Genomic DNA, 20180 nt, shown 5'->3' with positions numbered 1-20180 from the left:
CTCGTGTTTCGGTGGAAGTCTCTGACGACTAAAGGAGCCACCCCGGGCTTCCACAGGGAGACCCGGGGCGCACAGGTTTCCAGAGCGAGGGCAAAGGCAACGCGCCGGCTTCGGCAAGTGGTCAGGCAAGTAGGCCATGGACCTGCGCTGCGCTGGCCGGGCTGAGGGCCCGGGGTGTTTTGGCGGGCCTTAACCCGTGAACCCGTCCACAAATGCCCTGACGGCTTCTGCGGCCAGAGTGATGTTGCCGTCGAGTGTTGCCGGTGACTTGCCGCGCGGGCCGAAGTCGTGGTTGCCGTCTTCCAGATAGGTCAGGCTGACGTGAACGGGCAAGGAGACCTCGTCCAGTTCCGCCTTCGAGCCGAACGGATCCCGATCGCCCTGCAGCACCAGAACCGGCCGCTTGGCGTCCTGAAGCGGCTGGAGCCGCCACTCGGCATCTGCCTTGCCCGTCGGGTGGAAGGGGTAGCCGAAACAGGCAACGCCCTTGACGCGCCCGGGGAGCGAGCCGCCACCTGCCAGCATCGCGGCAACCCTGCCGCCCATCGATTTGCCCCCGATCAGTATCGGCCCCTCGCTTTGCCCCAGTACAGACTGCAGGGCGGTCTGGAACTCGGCAATCAGCTTGTCGGCCCGTGGTGGCGGCTTTTTAGGGCCACCGGTCCGGCGGCCGGCCATATAGGCAAATTCGAAGCGCGCGGCGGCGATACCTTCGCTAGCGAGAGCGGCCGAGAGCCTGTTCATGAAGGCTGAGTCCATGGCTGCCCCGGCACCATGGGCCAGCAGCAGGGTGGCCACAGGGGGCGTTTCGGGGCGGGTCCAGAGAAAGTCGGTCATGATGATGTGATCTGTCGCAGCGGCAAGGAGTGATATCAGGAGTATTGTGCTATCGCCCTATCGTGCCATCGGGACCGTGGCAAGCTGCATTAGTCAGGACGTTTCAAAAGACCCCATGTTTGACCAGATCGACATCAACCAGCTGCGTATGGCCTGCTTCGCCGGTATCTTTCTGATCATGGCGCTGTTGGAAGCCGGCTTGCCCCGGCGCCGCCTGAAAAGCAGCCGGTTGAAACGCTGGCCGACCAACTGGGGCATTGTTCTGCTTGATGCCCTGCTGGTGCGACTGATCTTCCCCATCGGCGGTGTTGGTGTGGCACTGCTGGCGCAGGAAAAGGGCTGGGGTCTGTTCGCGCTGCTTGGTTGGTCAGGTGTTCTGGCAGGTTTGCTCACCTTCGTCGTGCTCGATCTTGCAGTGTGGTTCCAGCATCTGGTGTCGCACAAGGTTCCCCTTTTCTGGCGCATTCACCGCACGCATCATGCGGACAGCGAGGTCGATGCGACGACGGCGCTCAGGTTCCATCCGATCGAAATTTTACTGTCCTTCCTCTGGAAGGGACTGGTGATTGTCGCGCTTGGCGGCCCGGTCGAGGCTGTGCTGATCTTCGAGATCGTGCTGAATGCCTCGGCGGTTTTCAGTCACGCGAATGTCCGCTTGCCGCTTTGGCTGGATCGCCCCTTGCGTTTCCTGATCGTCACCCCGGACATGCACCGCATTCATCACTCGGTGCTGCCGCACGAGACAGATTCCAATTACGGATTTTATCTTTCAGTCTGGGACCGCCTGTTCGGAACCTATGTTGAAGATCCCGAGCAGGGCCACGAAACGATGGAAATCGGGCTGGGTTCCGCGCTCACCCCGCGTGCGCATTCGTTTCCCTTCAGCCTGGCGATACCGTTTCTGAATATTCCGGACCGAGCGAAAAATGCAGACCTTGGCAAACCGTCCGGCAAAAGCTGAGGTTGGTCGCGCCGGTAAAGTCCGGAGAGATCAGAAAAAGCTCATCGGAAAATAGCGCAGATAAAGCTCGCGGTAGATGCCCTTCTGATGAAGCTGGCGCAAGGCGTAGGTGAGGGCGGCGGCCCGTTCCGGGTCGTCCTGGCGGGTTGCGATCGCCATGCCTTCATCGAAGTAACCCGGCTCCAGCCACGGCCCTCCGGCAAAGGCGCAGCAGCCAGCAGCTGCTTCGCTTGGCAACCAGAAGGAAAGGTTCAGGCCATCGCCAAACAGGGCGTCGGCTGACCCCGCCTGGACCGCTTCCCTGGTTGCCTCGGCATTTTCCAGGCTGACAATCTCGGCTCCCGGAAAGAAGCGTTCGGCAAAGGCCTCGTAACGGGATCCGGCCTCGACCGCGATCTTCTTGCCTGCCAGTGCCTGTTCGTTGAAATCGGAGGCGTTATACGCCCGAACCACGAACCGTGCCGGCAGCTTCAGATAATCCTCTGTGAAGTTGAGGCGGCGCGTAGATGGCAGGCTGCGCGACAGTCCGGAAATGATCGCATCGCCTTCTTCCTCGTCCAGCGCCGGCAATAGCACATCGAAGTCCTTGATGCGCAGGGCACAGGAACTGCCGAGTTCCTGACAGAGTGCCCGGGCGAGGTCGACATTGAAGCCGGTAAGCCGGCCATGCTGATCGCGGAAGACGAAGGGCGGGTACCCGTCCGTCGCCAGAAACTGGATCTTGTCCGGAATGGTGCTCGGCCGGTCGTGGACGGCTTTCGGATCCCAGAAATTGGGAACGCGGACCGAAGGTTCCTGCGCGGCCGCAGATCCGGCAAGCAACGAGACTCCGGTCACCGTGGCAGCGAAGGCAACCAGTCCGGCAACCATTCCGGCAGCCTGCCGTCGGAAAGTCTCGGAAAGAAGCGGTCCCGTTTTCAAGTTGCTGTCCTGCCGGGTTTCGGATGGAGCGCAAACCGGATGCCTGCCGGGCACCAGGGATTCGCCGGTACAGATTATCTTGCTGCGGGGGGCTTTGTCAGCCAGTTATGATGCTGATGTCGACGAAACAGAGCCGGTTTCCGGCCCGGGATCATAGGAGCGCAGGACGACAATTGTATCGAAGCCCTTGATTTCATCTTCGTAGAAATGCGCTTCGGTGAAAGTCGCATAGGCTTCCATGGAAGCGCATTGCACCGTCAGGACCAGATCGGCCGGGCCCGTGACGTGATAGATCTTCTTCACTTCCCGAAGCTTCAGCAGCCTCTGGCGCAACTTCGCCATCCGCTCCGGCTGACCGCGCGTCAGCACCAGCGTCACCAACAAGGTAACGGACGCGCCCGTCGCTTCCGGCGACAGAATGGCCACTTCCCGCTCGATTACCCCCACGTCCCTGAGGCGTTGCACCCTGCGCAGACAGGCGGCCGAAGACAGGCCGACTTTCTCCGAAAGCTGCTTGCCGGTCTGCCGGGCATCGAGACTGAGAAGATGCAGAAGCTGATGATCGAAATCGTCCAGATCCATGGAGAAGGGTCCTTTCCGGCAGTGTTGCGCGGCAGTTTATCGGAGATCTGGAATTTTTGCGAATTTGTCGCTCCAATTTGAGAAGTTTGCGCACCATTCGCGGAAGCTTTTTCTAGACTTGCTCCTGTCTCGTTGGAAAGGAGCAAACAGATGTCCGATATCTTCGTGCCACTGCACCTTGCACGCTCTCTCAGAACTAGCCTGGTGCTTTCCATCCTTGATTTTCTGTCAATGGGGTTGCGTCGGCGGCGTGACATGGCCCATCTGGCAGATCTGCCTGACTACTTGCTGGAGGATGTCGGACTGAGCCGCTCGGATATCCGAAAACAGGCACAGATCGGGGAAACACTGCGCTGACAGAAGTGGGCAGCGGCTGCAAATTCGGGAGAGATGGTCAGGAGACTTGGAGCGGGTGAGGGGAATCGAACCCCCGTCTTAAGCTTGGGAAGCTTCTGCTCTACCATTGAGCTACACCCGCCGAACCTGATGAGCTTTCTGCGCCGACTTGCCCGACCTGTCAAGAAGGCTTCTTTGCAGGAGAGTTGCTTTTCCAAGGCGCGACGATCTTGCGCTGCGGCACTGAAATCGCCATGTTCCGGCCCGTGCGTTGCGGCACGCACGAAAAGCCATCAAACCGGGTCATTTAAATGCGAAATCAGGTCAGGGCACTGGTCACCTCACGCAATTGGGAAGTCTGCATCATCGGCATCATCGTTCTGAATGCGGTGACGCTGGGTCTGGAGACCAGCTCGGCTGTCATGGCCGAGGTTGGTGGCATATTGAGGATCATCGATCAGCTGATCCTCGGCATTTTCGTCGTTGAGCTGGCCTTGCGGCTCTATGCCCACGGTCTGAAGTTCTTCAAGGATCCCTGGAGCCTGTTCGACTTCAGCATTGTTGCCATCTCGCTGATGCCGGCAACGGGCAATCTGTCCGTGCTGCGGTCGCTGCGTATTCTGAGAGCCCTGCGCCTCATTTCTGTCGTGCCATCCCTGCGGCGTGTCATCGGCGGGCTGGTGGCCGCCTTGCCGGGCATGGGCTCGATTGTCGTGCTGATGGCACTGGTCTTCTACGTTTTTGCCGTCATGGCCACAAAGCTCTATGGCGCAACGTTTCCGGAATGGTTCGGCACTCTCGGCGCGTCGCTCTATACGCTGTTCCAGGTCATGACGCTGGAAAGCTGGTCCATGGGCATCGTGCGACCGGTCATGGATGTCTATCCCTATTCCTGGCTGTTCTTCGTACCCTTCATCCTGTGCACGGCCTTCACGGTGCTGAACCTGTTCATCGGTATCATCGTGTCCGCCATGCAGGAGGAGCACGAAGCCGAAGCCGACGCCAACCGCCAGGCCATCCACGACGACACAGGCCTGATCCTCGAAGAGGTCAGAGCGCTCCGCAATGAGGTCAAACAGCTTCAGGCTGAGGTAGGCAAGGCGCGGACATAAGACGTGCGACGCGCGATGTCGGTGACCATTCGGGTAACCTGTCGGCACGGTTTTGCTCTCCAGTTTGACTGAGGTGCCGATCTAATCTCGTGGTGAGTGCCCTGAGCGGTTGCTCCCTGATAATTGCGATCATTGGCAGGAGGGGGCGTGCATCCCGCATGATTGAGGAGAGTGCCGTGGTCGGTCGGGTTCTTGGCGAGTAGTACGATTGCTTTGTCAATCAGATCCGGCTCTCAACTCCCGCTGATGCGACGTCGGCTCGGGATAACCAACCATCCGATCGTCATTGCCGGACTTGATCCGGCAATCCAAGCCGTGACTTCGGTCGAACGGCGCAAGGCTCTTTGGTGAGGAAACGGCATGGATCCCATGGTCAAGCCATGGGATGGCGTACGCGCGACTGTCTATTATTTGAGGGCGGCAAGCAGCCTTGTTCGGAAAAGTGGGAAAGATCTTCCAGACTTGGAGAACTTATAACTCCACCAAAACCTCTTCCGGCCCCTCGACAGTCAGCGTCACGCCGTCTTCGGTGTAATCCCGCGTGATGACCGTCAAGCCGAGGCTTTCGATCCGCCGTTCCAGCTCGGAGCTGGAGGCAAAATCGGCGCGAACGGTTTTTGAAAGGATCTTCTGAAACGGAACCAGGTTGGCATTGTTGATGGCGTCCTGTGCCGCGCCCGAATAGGCGCGTGCGAGGCCGCCGCCGCCGAGCTTCGTGCCACCGAAATATCGCACGATCAGAACGGCACAGTTGATCAGTTCAGCGCCTTGCAGCACCCGAAGCGTGGGCATGCCGGAGGTGCCTGCCGGTTCGCCGTCGTCCTTGCCGCTTTCCTCTATCCGGTCGTCTTCCAACAGCCGGCGGTGCGCCGTGACGATGTGGTTGGCTTTCTTGTGTTCCTTGCGCAGCTCCTCCAGCCGCTGGTCGAACACGTCCACCGGCACAAGATGCGCCAGGAAACGGGACTTCCGGTCTTCCAGAAAGCCTTCGAATTCACGCGTTACGGTTTTCAGGGCCATCGGTGGTCAGGCGGGTGCCCTGAAATGCTTGGACAGCTTGAGGGCCTGGCCCTGATAGTTGGAGCCGATGCCTTCGCCGTATAGCGTTGCCGGCCGTTCCGCCATGTGTTCGTAAACCAGGCGGCCGATTGTCTGGCCGTGTTCCACGATGAAGGGCACATCGTGCGAGCGGACTTCCAAAACCGCGCGTGAGCCGACACCGCCGGCTCCCGCATGGCCAAAGCCCGGGTCGAAGAAGCCGGCGTAATGAACGCGGAACTCGCCGACGAGTGGATCGAACGGCACCATTTCTGCGGCATAGTCCGGCGGCACATGCACCGCTTCCTGGCTGACCAGGATGTAGAAGGCATCCGGATCAAGGATCAGTTCCGCCCGCTGGCGGCGATAGATCGGTTCCCAGAAGTCCAGGACATCCTGAGCGCCGACGACATCCACATCGATCAGTCCGGAGTGCTGCTTGGCGCGATAGCCGATCAGGCTGTTCGGGCCGGTCCCTTCCAGATCGATGGAGAGCTGCACACCGTTGCCGATGCGCTCGTTGCCGCCGCTCATCAACGTGTGCGCCTTGTGGACCTCTTCCAGTTCGGCATCCGGAATGAGCGACTGGCCGCGCCGGAAGCGGATCTGACTGAGGCGGGATCCGGACCGAACGAGAATCGGGAAGGTCAGCGGAGAGATTTCAGCATAGAGCGGACCGGTGTAGCCGGCCGGAATTGTATCGAAGGCCAACCCGTTGTCGGTAATGACACGGGTGAAGACATCCAGGCGCCCGGTGGAACTTTTCGGGTTTGCCGTGGCGGAAATATCCGATGCCAGAGCAAGGCTTTCCTGAAGCGGCACGATGTAGACGCAGCCGGTCTCAAGAACCGCACCTTCGCTCAGGTCGACGGTGTGCAGTTTCATCTGCTCAAGCCGTGCCGCAACCTGGATGTCCGGTCCCGGCAGGAAGCTGGCCCGCACCCGGTACGCTTGCCCGCCCAGACGCAGGTCGAGGCTGGCGGGCTGGATCTGTCCAGTGACTGGCGGTGCGTCCGCTGAAATCTCTCCGGCGGCGAACATCGCCTGGATTACCCGTTCCGGCAGAATGCCGTTTGCTGTGAGAATTGCGCTTCCGTTCAAGGCCTGACCTGCTGTGACGTTCATGAAGATATCCCGCAATTTGCTGGTCTATGGTCATTAAAGGATCGGGCCGCCCGCGCCAACAGGCATTCTGGTAGAACCGGGCATTTGGCAGGAAGGGACGCAAGGCAATTGACCTGCGCTTACTTTTCCCGTAGGACAATCCCACTTCGTGGTGATTTGGGCCGGCCGGCTTGCAGCCACGTTAAACAAGTTGCTAAAAAGGCCGGAGGTGAGAACCCCGGTCTTGAGGCTGGGGTTTTTTGCGTTTGGAGCGGAATGAAAGACATGACTGAGACCACCAAGACCGGAAACAAGAACTGGCGCCCTGCAACCAACCTGGTTCATGGCGGCACCATGCGGTCACCGTTTGGTGAGACCTCGGAGACCATCTACCTGACCCAGGGCTTCACCTACAGCGATGCGGAAGCAGCCGAGGCGAGGTTCAATGGAGAGAACCCGGGCTATGTCTATTCCCGCTATGCCAATCCGACCGTCACCATGTTCGAGGACCGCATCAAGGCACTGGAAGGGGCCGAGGCAGCAAGGGCGACGGCCAGTGGCATGGCGGCCGTCAACCTGGCGCTGATGGCTTCGGTCAAGGCCGGTGACCATGTGATTGCCGCCAAGGCCCTGTTCGGCTCCTGTCGCTATATCTGCGAAACCCTTTTGCCGCGCTTCGGCGTCGAAAGCACGTTGGTCGACGGAACAGATATCGAGCAGTGGAAGGCGGCCGTCCGGCCGAACACCAAGGCGCTGTTCCTGGAAAGCCCCACCAACCCGACGCTGGAAGTGATCGATATCGAAGCCGTGGCGCAGATCGCGAAGGAAGCCGGAGCCCGGCTGATCGTCGACAACGTTTTCGCCACCCCGCTCTATCAATCGCCGTTCAAGCTTGGTGCCGATGTAGTTGTTTACTCAGCCACCAAGCACATTGATGGCCAGGGCCGGTGTCTCGGCGGCGTGATCCTGTCCGACGAAGAGTGGATCAACGACGAGGTGATGCCCTTCATCAAGCACACCGGACCGCACATGAGCCCGTTCAGTGCCTGGGTGCTGCTGAAAGGTCTGGAAACGCTGCCGCTGCGTGTCGCTCGTCAAACGGAGACGGCAGGCCGGATTGCCGATTTCCTGGCCGGTCAGTCCAAGCTCAAGCGGTTGATCTATCCGGGCCGGGACGATCATCCGCAGGCCGATGTTGCCAAGCGCCAGATGAGCGGCGGTTCCACCATGCTGGCGCTGGAAGTCGAAGGCGGCAAGGAAGCCGCGTTCCGCTTCACCAATGCGCTTGAGCTGATCAAGATCTCCAACAACCTCGGTGACGCCAAGAGCCTGATCTGCCATCCGGCGACGACGACGCACCAGTCGATCGGCGAGGAAGCCCGCGCGGAACTCGGCATCACCGACGGCATTCTGCGCCTGTCAGTCGGTCTGGAAGATCCGCAGGATCTGCTGGAAGATGTTGAAAAGGCGTTGGCGGCGATTTAACGGCCTGAACGTTGCAGCGCCCGGATGCCTATAAGCACCCGGGCGCCGGCAGACACAAAGCAGACAGCTGCAAACCCGTAGGCCAGCACCGGAAACCAGGCGGGTACCAGCGCCATGAGCAGAAACAAGGCGATTGTTTCAGCGCCTTCAGCAAGACCGCCGATGTAATAGAGCGATTTGGAGCCCTGAGCGTCGGTCGTAAGATTGTTCTTTTCCGCCATGATGGCAAAGGCCAGGAAGGCCGAGCCGTTGGCGTAGAAGCTGGCGAGAAGAGCGGCCGCGGGCAACGCATTGCCGGCAGGATCGTGAATGGCAAAAGCAAGCGGGATTGCGCTGTAGAAGAAGAAATCCAGCGTGATGTCGAGATAACCACCGAGGTCCGTCTTGGTGGTCGCGCGGGCCAATGCACCGTCGAGGCCGTCGGCAAAGCGGTTGAGCGCAATCAGGAAAAAGCCGGCCATTGTGTGGCCTGAGGCAATGGCAACAGCTGCTGCCATGCCGGCGACAAAGCCCGCCAGAGTTACGCTATTGGCCTTGAGACCCGTGCCGGCAAGGGATTGGCCCAGCCGGTTGAGCGGCGGATCGATCAGCAGGCGCAGGCGGGCATCGAACATGAGGAGGTCACTGTTTTGGGTCTGACAGATCGTGTTCATGCAAAATCCAGCTTCAAATCTCAAGCAATTCCAGCCTCAGATGTCACAAGCCTCTTTCACGCTTGCGTCATTCGCCCTATAAGCGCGTCCTGAACGAGCGGGTGCGTCCCGTGGAAGTCACTTCGGACCGGTCTATTTCAAGGTCCGTAGTTCTGAAATTAAGGAAAAGTCGTGTCTGGCAGTTACACCGCCATCACCCAAGGGATCGAAGTCTCCGTCGAGCCGTTTTATCTGGACGATGAATCGCGTCCGGAAGAGAGCGAATACATCTGGGCGTATATGGTCGAGATCCACAACGGTGGCAGCGAACCGGTGCAACTGAAGACGCGTTACTGGCAGATCACCGACGCCAGGGGACGCCAGGAAGAGGTAAGCGGCGAGGGCGTGGTCGGCGAACAGCCGGTGATAGAGCCCGGCGAAACTTATGAATATTCGTCGCACTGTCCGCTTTCGACCGACAGTGGCATCATGGCCGGGTCCTATTCGATGGAGCGTCCGGACGGGTCCATGTTCGATGTCGCCATTCCGGCGTTTTCACTCGACCTGCCTGATGCGATCCACAGCCTCAATTGAGGCTTGCGGCCAATCAGATACTGAGTAGCCCGCCGACGAAGCCGATCAGCAGCCACAAGATCCACTTGCGGCGGTTGAAGGCCGTCAGCAACGTGACCGCAAGAATTCCGAATATCAGATAGATGATATGCCCGGCGAAGCCGGTGCCGAGCACCCAGGCAAAGAGGTCCGGATCCCGGTCTTTTGCCAGGTGGAAGTGGTCTTCGGCAAACATCACCAGGGCGTCGGCTGCAAGGCCGCAAATGAAGCCCGCAAAGGCAATCATCATTCGCGCACCCCAGTTTGCCTGCTTCGGAGCGGTGCGAACCTGGACGTAACGGACAGCATAGGGCATGGGCCGCTGCACCCGGAGCCTCTGGCGGCGCCGCCTCAGCGGATAGCGCACGCTCGTCCGCTCTCCGATTGCCTGATTGCTCATGTCCCCGTCTCCGCGCTGAAGGACCCGTAGGTCGCGGCAGCCCACAAGCGGCTGACCCCCGCATCGGTGATAGAGCGGGCCGAATTGAAGGACCGGAAACAAAAAGAGTTCAATTTGAACGAACGGATGAAGTTGACCGGGTGTTTGCGGAGGCCGCCTGTTCCTCTATCCAGGTGGTCATGGTTTCCAGTGCGCCCGGCGCGTAGGCACGGCGCCCCAGAACCATGAACAGGGTCCTTCCCCAGGAAGGCATTTGCCCTTCGAGCTGGTAGTTGAAGGCTTCCGCCCTCAGGAGCGCATGGCTGGCGTTCGGGACGATGACGAAACGATTGCCGGGATTGCGAGCCTTGAGGGTCTTTCGATAAACGCCGGAATTGAAATAGGGATCGACATTGAGGTCTTCGCCGCCATGGACCGTCAGAACAGGGGCACAAACAACTGTCAGGCTTTCGCTGGAATCGGAAGCCGCATTCCGGTGAGCGAAGGCGAAGCGGTCTTCGGGCATCGGAACCTTGTCCATGCCGCTGTCGAGATAGTCCTGATAGGAAAAATCCCGGTCGAGAAACGTTTGCCCATCCCTCGCGTCCTGCGCGAGGGCTTCATCGATCGTCTTGAGATCGGCCCCTGCAAGTTCCAGCCTGCGCCGGGTATAATAGCCTGCCTGCCGTAACCAGTTGACCGCGCCGCCGACAATCACGAAGAAATCGCCCTGTGCGGGCTCTTCCGCCAGAATTGGCAGCACCCAGCCAGCCTGGGAAAAGCCGAGAAACCCGGCTGGAGACATTCGCAATTCAGGCTGTTCTTTTGCTGCAGCAAGGGCCATTGCGGCGAGGCGAGCTCTGTCAGCCATCGAAAAGGACAGCCAGTTGCCTTCGCTCTCGCCAACCCCGGGTTTGTCCCAGGAAAAGACGGCAAGGCCGCTGTCCAGGAGGCTGCTGACAAGAGGCAGGTAACCACCTCCGGAATACCTGTCGGCAGGGCCATCCCCATGAACGAGCAGCACCAGGGTCGGGGGGGCAGGCTTTGTGTTTTCGGGGAAGGGCAGATGCAATGTGCCTGCAACGGAATATCCGTCGAAGGAAAAGACAATCGGTCGCGTCTCGTATTCAGAAAGCTCGAAATCCTGAAGTCCCTGGAAAACCAGGAAAACACCCGCCAGGACGGCAATGGATGCCGCCCCGACCCAGGCGAGGGCCTTCGATGCTTTCAAATACCCGCTCCGAGAGGATCAGATGGTCCGGTGACGAGCGATCGCACCGCGCTCGATTGCGGCAACGGTCAGTTTGTCGAGTTTGAAACGGTCGCGCAGAAGCTGGAGGATACGCAATTCCTCCTTCTCGACATGGAGATCGGCAGCCGCCACTTCGACCCCAAGGGCATAGGCCGTGTCATAGAGCTTTGCCGGAAGCACGTCGCCAACCAGTTCCAGCACAAGCTGCAAGCCGTTGTCTTCCTGCAGGATGTCGCCGCAGCGCTGGGCCGCCGGGATGATCCGGTTGCCGTCGTAGCCATTGAAAACGGGCAGCATCTTGATCATGTCGCCGATGGTGGCCAGTTCGTTGTCGGTCATCTGGTTGTCAGACGCCGAGACGATAACCATCACGTAGATAAGGGCTTCCTGTACGCTGATCGGCTCATTCATAGACACTATTCATTCTCCCGTAGCGCCAAAAGACGGAGTGTTCCTGCTTGATCGTGCGCCCGATGTAACGGGTTGGGAGGCAAGCTTCAAGTCACCGCCATGCGACAATCGTCAGACCGGTGCAGCCTGCTTTTTTTCCGCAAGCTGCGTCAGCAGGCCGAAAGAGTGCGCAAGGCCCATGGTTTCGGTCAACTTAGCTGTGGTCATGTGATTGCACATGCAGGCGTGTTGATCTAGTGTCGCGCCGCAGCAACCGGCCGAAAATCCAAAACTGCGACCGGGCTGCATTCCATCCATTCTCATGAACAGAACGACTTGAAAAATGACCGAACAATCCCTGCCTCCGCTTGACCTTTCGCAAGAGTTTGTCGAGGCGGCCACGAAATCGAAAGCGTGGCCGTTCGAAGAAGCGCGAAAACTGGTCAAACGGATCGAGAAAAAGGGAACGGACAAACCGGTTCTGTTCGAGACCGGCTACGGCCCGTCAGGCTTGCCGCATATCGGCACCTTCGGCGAAGTGCTGCGAACCACCATGGTGCGCACGGCATTCCGCCTTTTGACCGAAGACAAGATTCCGACCCGGCTGCTGTGCTTCTCCGACGATATGGACGGCATGCGCAAGATCCCGGAAAACGTGCCGGATCGCGCAGCGCTCGAGCCCTATCTGCAGATGCCGCTGACCGCCGTGCCGAACCCGTTCGGCGGCGACTTTGACAGCTTTGCCGCCCACAACAACGCCATGCTGCGCCGGTTCCTGGATACTTTCGGTTTCGACTACGAGTTTGCCAGTGCGACGGAATACTACAAGGCGGGCAAGTTCGACGACGTGCTCATCCGGGCGACCGAGAAATACCAGAAGATCATGGACGTGATGCTGCCGACCCTTGGCGCTGAACGTCAGGCGACCTATTCGCCGTTCCTGCCGATCTCGCCGACGTCGGGCCGTGTGCTCTATGTGCCGATGAAGGACGTCAACCCGAAGGACGGAACCATCACCTTCGCGGACGAGACGGGAGAAGAGATCACGGTGCCGGTCACCGGTGGCAAGGTAAAGCTGCAGTGGAAGCCTGACTTCGGCATGCGCTGGGCCGCGCTGGATGTCGATTTCGAGATGTTCGGCAAGGATCACATGACCAACGCGCCGATCTACGACAAGATCTGCAACATCCTGGGCGGCTCCGCTCCGGAACACTTCGTCTACGAGCTGTTCCTGGACGAGAAGGGCGAGAAGATTTCCAAGTCCAAGGGCAACGGTCTGACCATCGACGAATGGCTGACCTACGCCGCGCCGGAAAGCCTTGCGCTCTACAATTTCCAGAAGCCGAAGACGGCCAAGAAGCTCTATTTCGACGTCATTCCGAAGGCGGTGGACGAGTATTACACCTTCGTCCAGAAATACGAGCAGATGCCGGTGGAGCAGAAGCTTCAGAACCCGGCCTGGCATATCCATTCGGGCAACATTCCGAAGATCGACATGCCGGTGCCCTTCGCCATGCTGCTGAACCTCGTGTCCGCCTCCAATGCGGAAAACAAGGACGTGCTGTGGGCATTCATTTCCCGCTACGCCCCGGGCGTGACGGCATCGACCCATCCGGAACTGGATGCGCTTGTCGGCTATGCGATCCGCTACTTCGATGATTTCGTCAAACCCGCCAAGTCCTTCAAGGTGCCGGACGACGTCGAACGCACTGCCCTGGAAAAGCTGGACGAAACCCTGGCAGCCCTGCCGGCCGATGCGGATGGCGCCGCCATCCAGGATGCGGTGCTGGACGTTGCCCGCTCCATCGAGCGTTATCAGGACCCCTCGAAAAAAGGCCCGGATGGCGGTCCCGGCGTTTCCGTCGTCTGGTTCTCCGCGCTCTATCAGTTGCTGCTCGGGCAGGAAAAGGGGCCGCGTTTCGGGTCCTTCGTCGCTCTTTACGGCATTGCCGAAACGCGTGAGATGATCCGCAAGGCACTGGCGGGTGAACTGACGGCCTGATTTGATCGCCGGATATCGGGAAAGGCGGCGCATCTGCGCCGCTTTTTCTTTGTTGAGCGCCTGCATTCGGCAGGAAGAGGAGGATGGTCAATCCGGACCGGCAATGGTCCTGACGCGTTCGGTGCTGGCTTCCAGCCCTTCGCCGATCAACCCGGCAATGCCCAGCTCCTTCAATTTGACCAGACCGGCTGCGGTCGTTCCTGCGTAGTCGATCATTTCCTGAACATGCTCTGCCGGAGATCTGGCGTCTTCAGCCATGATCTGCCCGGCCGACAGGATCAGTTGTTTTGCTGCGCGTTCGGCAATGTGCCTCTCCACCCCGTTGGCGCGGGCATAATCAACGATACAGTCGGCGAAGAAGGCGGCAAACCCGGGAACTGGCCCGGTTATGGCGGTGAAAACCTCGATCTGCCCTTCGTCGGAAACCTCATCGCTCGGGCCACAGGCCGATAACAACGACTGGACGAGGTCCCTGTATTCCTGCGAAAGCGACGAAGCCGCACACCAGGGGGAGTAGGCCAGCTGTTTTCCCGCCGCCGGGCTCGACATGGCACGAACGACCTTTTCGGAGCCTGTGAGGGCTTTGAGCCTCTCACGCGAGACACCCGCCATGACCGAGAGGATCAGTTTGCCGGGAGCCGAAATCCTGACCGTTTCGACAAGCGCTGGTGGAACGGACAGAAGGATGACATCACAGGCATCAGCCAGAAGCTGATTGGATGCGGTGAAGGTGATCTCCGGCCAGCTTTCGAAGCCTGCGGAGGTTCCGGAGCGATTGGATATCCAGAGATGATCTGGTTTGACGCAGCCACTGTCCAGCCACGCCGTTGCGATGGCGCTGCCGAGCTGGCCGGTGCCGCCAATGATGCCAACCGTCATTTCTCCAGTCATGAAAACTCCAGGGTTCGGTCATTTCGACCCAGGGAGCGTAATGCCATTCTCGACAGAAAAGAACCCGGCCGCTTGTTCCGGGAGTGCGGTCCTGCCAGCCAAACTTCACCGCGCTGATTGAAAGGCGGTGAAGTCGGCTCATTGTAACGTGCCTGCCAGACGAGCCGGAGCAGCGCCCGGAAGTGGCCTGGCCTGATAAAGACGGGAGGCAGAGGGGGGGGGGGCTCGCAAGGGTTTATTTGTCTTCGTCGAAGTACTGGGCGCCCGCCCTCGTACCATCCACCCAGATGATATGAGCAAGCCGTTCCTTGTCCTCGCTCCGAATGCACACGGTTTTGCCCGCCTTGGCACCCGTTATGCCTTTCAGGCCGACGCCGGTCACAGAGACGTTTTCGAGTTCGACCTGCTGGATGCTGTCGTCAATCAGCACCTCGGCTTTTTTGCCGACGTCCTGTCTTGGTGACTTTCGTGGTTCCGCGTCCTTCAGATCGGTATCCATGGCTACGGCGAGATCTGTCAGGCCTTTCAGGACTTCCTTGCTGGCCTTGTCCAGATCGACAAGCGCTGCAAATGCTTCTGTGGAATTGCCCTGCTCGGCAGCGTGCAGCGCCCGGTGGCCTGCGTCGTGAACGGCCTTGTGCGGCGCGACAAGACTGCGGAACGCGGGATGTGATTTGATCTTTTCGTTCTTGATGGCGTCATACCATTTGCCGAGCCGGCAATGATGATGATCGGGCATCCCGGACGATGCCCAGTCGTCGTGTCCGGTGACGGTGTCGATAACGCGTTTCTTGAACAGAACGTGGTCTATCTTTGCCATCTCCAGCAGGGACTTGTCCGAATTTGCGTCGAAGAAGTTCTTGGCGGAACCGCTGAAGCTGTCGTTGCTCTGTTTCAGGACGCGCTGCATGGCGCTGAGCTGCTGATCCGTGTTCTGGTTGGATTCCGCGACATTGGCGACATTGCGGGCGATTTCGTGGCTGGCTTGTTTCTGCTGGTGCAGGATACCCGTTATCTGGGTGACGCGTTCGGAAACATTTCCAACCATATTGTCGATGGACTGCATGAGCTCGTTGGCGGCCGCAATGGCATCCTCACCGTTCTTGATAGCACCTTCCGAGCTTTGGATGGCCGTCTGGATCGTTTCCATTCCGGCCGTCAATGCTTCAATCCGTTGAGCAATGTCTTCCGTTGCCTTGCCGGTTTGAGAGGCCAGCGTTTTGACTTCGGACGCAACGACGGCAAAACCCTTGCCGGCTTCCCCCGCGCGGGCGGCCTCAATGGTGGCGTTCAGCGCCAGAAGATTGGTCTGGTCGGCGATCGACTGAATGACAGACAGGAATTCGCCGATCTGCGATGCAGCGTCGCTGAGGTCTGCAAGGCTCTGCGAGGTTTGCCGCGACGTCGAGGAAATGTCACCGATCGCGCTAGATACGGCAGACATCTTGTCGAGACCATCCTTGGCCGCGTTGTTGGTTTGAATGGCTTCGTTCGCCGCCCCTTCGCTGTTCTCTGAGATCTGGCCGATCGAGGTTACCAGCTGATCAGCGGCGGCGGAAATGGACTGGCCATTTGTGTTGGCTTCCTGAGTATTGCGCGACAGCAATGCCATCGCCATGACGATCTCGTTCAGCTCGCTGATGGTGTTTGCGGTCGTCCGCAGGTTTTCCAAGCCGATAGTGCCACGCATTTCGGCGTCTTCGATGCGTCGCTGTTCGGTCTCGAAGGCGCGCTGCGCCAGGATCATGTCCAGGAAGAATCGCGTCACCACGGCTTGCATTTCGGCGATCATGGCCTTTTGCGAGAACCGGTGTTTCTTGACGATGACGGGCAGGATCTCGTTGAGCAGACGGCCAAAGGCCGACATGAGCCATTCGGCCCTCAGTCCAATCTTTACATGCGCCTGACCGATACGCGCGGCCTGTCCGATGAACTCCAGATCAGGATCATGATTGAAAATGTATTCCCAGTGTTTGGTCTGCGCGTTTTTGAGCGAACTTGTGTTCTTCTCGTGCGCGCCCATTTTCTGGCGCAACTCCTCTTGGGACAGGATTTCATTGTAAAAGCGGTCCAATATGCCCGGAAGGTGCTTCTGAAGCGAGCTCCAAGCCGTCTGCGCAGAAGCCGTATTGCTTCCGGTACTCGACATGAACTTGATATATTTTCCGATATTGTCAGTTTCGACAGTGTTTTTTGGGGCCGGTGCGCTCATACGTCTTTGGTCCTTGCAATGGACTGATAGTGTTTGAGCCAGTTTCTCTTGAGTGCGTAAAAATATTTCTAATTCGTCGCGCTCGGGTTTCTACCTGCTTACTCTATTTGCCTAGGGTATGAGCTGCCTTGGGCAATTGAGACGTCAGACAACGCGGGTAAGGCCTACGGCTTGGTTTCAGACCGAACAGCTGGCGCTCCAGACTTAACGCACAGGCCGGTCCGCTTGCGGGTAGTCCTCGACTGCCAGTGAACCTTCGCCCGGTTGTTCCGGTTCGGACCTCAGGCTCCACTCGATGATTTCAGGCGCAAGTTCCTCAAGTCCCGGCAAGGCGGACGGCACTTCAGTGTCCAGCTCTGAGGTCGGCAGTTCGTTCAGCCACTCCGATTGCCACTTGCCGATCTTCCCGTCTTTGGCTTTCCGGGCGAGGTCCGCAAGGTCCGCGGGTGCGCCCGGTGCCGGATCCGCCCAGCCGTAGCGAACGAGACGTCTGCTGAGGTCCATGGAGCCGCGGGTACAGGTGGCCAGGATCTGTTGAGGACCGGTTTCCTCGATCTTTTCGCACGTCACCTTCAACTGCCGCACCAGTCCCCTCAGGAAGGTGCGCGCCCTGGCGCCGCAAGGCCACGTTCCTCCCAGCCGCGAAATACAGGTTTCGTCTGATTTCAATGGAATGATATGGGCAAGCGTGACCGTCAGCCGGTCCGATTTGAGGTGCCCGCCGTCGAGAACCTGTACCCGCATGAACTCCAGCGGGCCGTCCGGAACCGGTTCAATCGGAGGGTTCTTCAGTTCCAGATAGCGTTTGGAGGGTTCAATACGTTTCAGGTCGCCTTGGACCTTCGGTGCCGACACGCCTTCCGGCGAGACGTTGCGAATGGCGTCCGGCAGAGGTGCTGCGGCAATGACAACGGGTTCGCTCTGCGTCGATGGCTGTGTCCGGGATTGGGAAGCTTGAGGGGCCGTCTCGATCGTCTTTTCCGGCCCGCTGGCTTCTTGTGCGGACTTGGTCACGCTGCCGGCCGCTACTGGCTCTTCCTGTTGAGACGGCGGGTCGACAAACAACAACCAGGCGAGCAGACCACTTGCGGTGGTCAGCACGAGGGCAGGCGTTATGAGAGGCCGCAGCTTCATCAAGGTGTGCTCGCAGGTTACTGGCTTGCCCAGATAATACGGGCAGTCCATTCGATTGCCGAGTGCCGATGGCGCACAGGCTGTGAATTGTCCCCGATTGTACGGACTTCCAGATCCTCTGCGCTTATTTCCTGAAGTGTATAAAGCGACAGATCGCCATTGTTTAGCTTGATTGCCAGCCTGTCCCCGGCGCGAAGCGGGGCGGCGGGGGCGACCACGACGATATCACCGTGCCGGTACAGTGGCTGAAAGTCTTCGCCGCTCACCTGAAGTGCGAAAGCTGCGTCGAATTTGGGGAAGCTGAAACCTTGCCAGCTCGCTCCGGACGGACGGCCTGCGCTGTCAAAGGCATCGTGGTCCGAAGCCGCTTCCAGTCCGGCAATCGGAACCAGTGCCGGTGCACCCGCATACGGATCTTCCGGAGGTTCAACTCTCGCTGCGAAAGTGTTCAAGGCTTCGCCGGTCGCCGCCAGCACCTTGGCAAGAGACTCGGTGGACGGCCACCGCGGGCGTCCGTCCCCTGCCACCCGTTTCGAGGGGTTGAACGCAGTCGGATCCAGTCCGGCCCGCCGGGCCAGGCCAGACGGCGAAAGGCCGTTTTGCGAGGCCAGGGCATCGATGGCCGCCCAGACTTTTTCGTGTGAGAGCACGGTTACCGGTTTCTCCGAGTTGCGCGACAGGAATAAATACCTTTCGCTCATATGGGTTTTCCCGGCCAAAATGCAAAAGAAACGGTCGGGTGCCGGTTGTGCGGCTTGTTCGGCGCGGTTCGGATGAGTAGTGTCCCGACCGGCTGAGCATGTGCCGGGCCTTTGCCTGCCATGCAGTCCCTGGCAAGAGGCAAAGCGGGCAGATGACACTGATATTTAAGATCGTTCCGAAATCCATGTGGCAGGAAGCAACCGCCGAAGGTGTCTTCAAGGGTGCGCCGGTGGATCTTCAGGACGGGTTCATTCATTTTTCCGCCGAAGATCAGGTCCGGGAGACGGCAGCAAAGCATTTTGCAGGTCAGCGGGATCTGCTGCTGGCAGCCTTCGATGCGGACGGTTTTGGCGAGAAACTGAAATGGGAGACCTCCCGGGGCGGCGCTCTTTTTCCGCATCTCTTCGACACGCTGGATCCATTGACCGCGCTCTGGGTGAAGGATCTGCCGCTCGCGCCGGACGGGTCACATGACTTTCCGGAGCTGGGTCGATGATACCGCCCTTCCTTGAGAACGCGGCACTGAAGGGGCTTCAGTGCCTGGACGCCGAAACCGCGCACCGTGCAACCATTCTCGCTCTGAAATCCGGACTGATGCCGCCGCGCAGGAAGGTGTCCGATCCGCGTCTTGCCGTGAAGCTCTGGGATCTGACCTTTCCCAACCCGCTCGGCATGGCGGCTGGCTTCGACAAGAACGGTGAAGTGCCAGATGCCCTGCTGAAACTAGGGTTCGGATATACGGAAGCCGGGTCGGTTACACCCAGACCCCAGCCCGGCAATCCGCGGCCGCGTGTGTTTCGGCTGCCCGCCGATGAAGGTGTGATCAATCGCTATGGCTTCAACAATGAAGGCCATGCAGCATTGCGTCAGCGGCTGGAAGCCCGGCGTCGGTTGACGGGAATCGTCGGCATCAATGTCGGCGCCAACAAGGATGCTTCCGACCGGATTGCCGACTACGTTGCCGGCATCAACGCTTTTGCCGATATGGCATCGTATTTTACGGTCAATATCTCCTCCCCGAACACACCGGGATTGCGTGACCTGCAGGCCCGGTCCGCGCTGGCGGACTTGCTGACTGCCGTTATCACTGCGCGGGACGAGTGCACGCAGACGCTCGGGCGCCCCGTTCCTGTGCTTTTGAAGATCGCACCGGACGTGGCTGATGAGGACCTTCAGGATATTGTCGAGGAAGTGCTTGCCAAGAATGTCGATGGCCTGATCGTGTCCAATACGACAATCGGGCGGGAAGGCCTAAGCGGTAGGGGACCGGCACAGGAAACCGGCGGCTTGTCCGGCAAGCCCCTGTTCCGCAAATCGACCATCATGCTGGCACGGGCCCGGAAACTTGCCGGACCGGACCTGCCGATCATTGGTGTTGGCGGTATCGACAGCGCGGAAACCGCCTGGACGAAGATCACCGCGGGTGCGGACTTGCTGCAACTCTATTCCGCCCTTGTATTCAAGGGCGCCGGGTTGATTGACGAGATTCTGGCCGGTCTGTCCGCAAAACTGGATCAGCACGGGATTGCATCTTTGCGCGAAGCCCGTGACGCCAATGTGGACGCCTGGGCGGCGGAAACGGCCTAGACACAGTTGCA

At 59.4% G+C, this 20180-nt stretch carries 21 protein-coding genes, 1 tRNA gene and 1 riboswitch; of the genes, 8 read left to right on the top strand and 14 right to left on the bottom strand.

Annotation, left to right across the window (positions count from 1 at the left end):
• Nucleotides 1-189: 189 nt before the first annotated feature.
• The gene (locus tag ACYQ54_RS13655) at nt 190-837 is read right to left on the bottom strand and encodes an alpha/beta family hydrolase (RefSeq protein ID WP_460083142.1); all 648 of its coding nucleotides are present in this window, start codon (nt 835-837) and stop codon (nt 190-192) included.
• A gap of 115 nt (nt 838-952) precedes the next feature.
• Between ACYQ54_RS13655 and ACYQ54_RS13650 the strand changes: the two genes are divergently transcribed.
• Nucleotides 953-1798, top strand: coding sequence for a sterol desaturase family protein (locus ACYQ54_RS13650; RefSeq protein WP_460083140.1), 846 nt, complete (start codon nt 953-955; stop codon nt 1796-1798).
• 30 nt (nt 1799-1828) lie between these two features.
• Here ACYQ54_RS13650 and ACYQ54_RS13645 read toward each other — a convergent pair whose 3' ends face one another.
• On the bottom strand, nt 1829-2719 hold the full coding sequence (locus ACYQ54_RS13645) for a transporter substrate-binding domain-containing protein (RefSeq protein ID WP_460083137.1): 891 nt from the start codon (nt 2717-2719) through the stop codon (nt 1829-1831).
• Nucleotides 2720-2824: 105 nt separating this feature from the next.
• On the bottom strand, nt 2825-3301 hold the full coding sequence (locus ACYQ54_RS13640) for an Lrp/AsnC family transcriptional regulator (RefSeq protein WP_460083135.1): 477 nt from the start codon (nt 3299-3301) through the stop codon (nt 2825-2827).
• A gap of 150 nt (nt 3302-3451) precedes the next feature.
• Here ACYQ54_RS13640 and ACYQ54_RS13635 point away from each other — a divergent pair, with 150 nt between their 5' ends.
• Nucleotides 3452-3658, top strand: a complete 207-nt coding sequence (locus ACYQ54_RS13635) for a DUF1127 domain-containing protein (protein WP_460083134.1) — start codon at nt 3452-3454, stop codon at nt 3656-3658.
• 47 nt (nt 3659-3705) lie between these two features.
• Here ACYQ54_RS13635 and ACYQ54_RS13630 read toward each other — a convergent pair.
• Nucleotides 3706-3779, bottom strand: a tRNA-Gly gene (locus ACYQ54_RS13630).
• A gap of 169 nt (nt 3780-3948) precedes the next feature.
• On the opposite strand from ACYQ54_RS13630, the gene ACYQ54_RS13625 reads away from it, so the two are divergent.
• Nucleotides 3949-4749 (top strand): ion transporter, encoded by an 801-nt coding sequence (locus ACYQ54_RS13625; protein ID WP_460083132.1) that lies wholly within the window; start codon nt 3949-3951, stop codon nt 4747-4749.
• Nucleotides 4750-5220: 471 nt separating this feature from the next.
• On the opposite strand, the gene ACYQ54_RS13620 is transcribed toward ACYQ54_RS13625, so the two are convergent.
• Nucleotides 5221-5769 carry an IMPACT family protein gene (locus tag ACYQ54_RS13620; protein WP_460083129.1) on the bottom strand — a complete coding sequence of 183 codons (549 nt, stop codon included), beginning with the start codon at nt 5767-5769 and terminating at the stop codon, nt 5221-5223.
• 6 nt (nt 5770-5775) lie between these two features.
• Nucleotides 5776-6912: a 2'-deoxycytidine 5'-triphosphate deaminase gene (locus tag ACYQ54_RS13615; protein ID WP_460083126.1), complete on the bottom strand. Its 1137-nt coding sequence runs from the start codon at nt 6910-6912 to the stop codon at nt 5776-5778.
• A gap of 138 nt (nt 6913-7050) precedes the next feature.
• A riboswitch (SAM riboswitch) is annotated at nt 7051-7130 on the top strand.
• A gap of 37 nt (nt 7131-7167) precedes the next feature.
• Between ACYQ54_RS13615 and ACYQ54_RS13610 the strand changes: the two genes are divergently transcribed.
• Nucleotides 7168-8376, top strand: coding sequence for an O-succinylhomoserine sulfhydrylase (locus ACYQ54_RS13610; RefSeq protein ID WP_460083124.1), 1209 nt, complete (start codon nt 7168-7170; stop codon nt 8374-8376).
• On the opposite strand, the gene ACYQ54_RS13605 is transcribed toward ACYQ54_RS13610, so the two are convergent.
• On the bottom strand, nt 8373-8990 hold the full coding sequence (locus tag ACYQ54_RS13605) for a CDP-alcohol phosphatidyltransferase family protein (protein ID WP_460084796.1): 618 nt from the start codon (nt 8988-8990) through the stop codon (nt 8373-8375). The genes ACYQ54_RS13610 and ACYQ54_RS13605 overlap by 4 nt on opposite strands.
• A 210-nt stretch (nt 8991-9200) precedes the next feature.
• Between ACYQ54_RS13605 and apaG the strand changes: the two genes are divergently transcribed.
• A complete protein-coding gene (gene apaG / locus ACYQ54_RS13600; protein WP_460083121.1) occupies nt 9201-9602 on the top strand; it encodes a Co2+/Mg2+ efflux protein ApaG in 402 nt (133 codons plus the stop codon).
• 13 nt (nt 9603-9615) lie between these two features.
• Here the strand turns inward: apaG and ACYQ54_RS13595 are convergent, their stop codons facing one another.
• The 3 genes from ACYQ54_RS13595 to ACYQ54_RS13585 form a co-directional block, all read right to left on the bottom strand.
• Nucleotides 9616-10020 carry a hypothetical protein gene (locus tag ACYQ54_RS13595; protein ID WP_460083118.1) on the bottom strand — a complete coding sequence of 135 codons (405 nt, stop codon included), beginning with the start codon at nt 10018-10020 and terminating at the stop codon, nt 9616-9618.
• A 109-nt stretch (nt 10021-10129) separates the two neighbouring features.
• Entirely contained in the window at nt 10130-11230 is a 1101-nt protein-coding gene (locus ACYQ54_RS13590) for an alpha/beta hydrolase family protein (RefSeq protein WP_460083116.1), read from the bottom strand.
• 18 nt (nt 11231-11248) lie between these two features.
• Nucleotides 11249-11662 (bottom strand): tellurite resistance TerB family protein, encoded by a 414-nt coding sequence (locus tag ACYQ54_RS13585; protein WP_023001795.1) that lies wholly within the window; start codon nt 11660-11662, stop codon nt 11249-11251.
• A 322-nt stretch (nt 11663-11984) separates the two neighbouring features.
• Here ACYQ54_RS13585 and ACYQ54_RS13580 point away from each other — a divergent pair, with 322 nt between their 5' ends.
• Nucleotides 11985-13643: a lysine--tRNA ligase gene (locus ACYQ54_RS13580; RefSeq protein WP_460083113.1), complete on the top strand. Its 1659-nt coding sequence runs from the start codon at nt 11985-11987 to the stop codon at nt 13641-13643.
• An 87-nt stretch (nt 13644-13730) separates the two neighbouring features.
• On the opposite strand, the gene ACYQ54_RS13575 is transcribed toward ACYQ54_RS13580, so the two are convergent.
• The 4 genes from ACYQ54_RS13575 to ACYQ54_RS13560 form a co-directional block, all read right to left on the bottom strand.
• Nucleotides 13731-14534: a pyrroline-5-carboxylate reductase family protein gene (locus ACYQ54_RS13575; RefSeq protein WP_460083111.1), complete on the bottom strand. Its 804-nt coding sequence runs from the start codon at nt 14532-14534 to the stop codon at nt 13731-13733.
• A 235-nt stretch (nt 14535-14769) separates the two neighbouring features.
• Entirely contained in the window at nt 14770-16746 is a 1977-nt protein-coding gene (locus tag ACYQ54_RS13570; RefSeq protein ID WP_460083108.1) for a methyl-accepting chemotaxis protein, read from the bottom strand.
• Nucleotides 16747-16950: 204 nt separating this feature from the next.
• A complete protein-coding gene (locus ACYQ54_RS13565; RefSeq protein WP_460083106.1) occupies nt 16951-17880 on the bottom strand; it encodes a thermonuclease family protein in 930 nt (309 codons plus the stop codon).
• A 17-nt stretch (nt 17881-17897) separates the two neighbouring features.
• On the bottom strand, nt 17898-18581 hold the full coding sequence (locus ACYQ54_RS13560) for a S24 family peptidase (RefSeq protein ID WP_460083105.1): 684 nt from the start codon (nt 18579-18581) through the stop codon (nt 17898-17900).
• A gap of 152 nt (nt 18582-18733) precedes the next feature.
• On the opposite strand from ACYQ54_RS13560, the gene ACYQ54_RS13555 reads away from it, so the two are divergent.
• Together ACYQ54_RS13555 and ACYQ54_RS13550 are read left to right on the top strand one after the other, a co-directional pair.
• Complete coding sequence (locus ACYQ54_RS13555; protein ID WP_460083103.1) at nt 18734-19078, top strand: DUF952 domain-containing protein; 345 nt, start codon at nt 18734-18736, stop codon at nt 19076-19078.
• Nucleotides 19075-20169 carry a quinone-dependent dihydroorotate dehydrogenase gene (locus ACYQ54_RS13550; protein WP_460083100.1) on the top strand — a complete coding sequence of 365 codons (1095 nt, stop codon included), beginning with the start codon at nt 19075-19077 and terminating at the stop codon, nt 20167-20169. Before ACYQ54_RS13555 ends, ACYQ54_RS13550 begins: the two co-directional genes overlap by 4 nt.
• The last annotated feature ends 11 nt before the right edge of the window (nt 20170-20180 follow it).

The sequence above is a fragment of the Roseibium sp. LAB1 genome (genome assembly GCF_054658235.1).
This window is presented reverse-complemented; position numbering and strand designations above follow the sequence as displayed.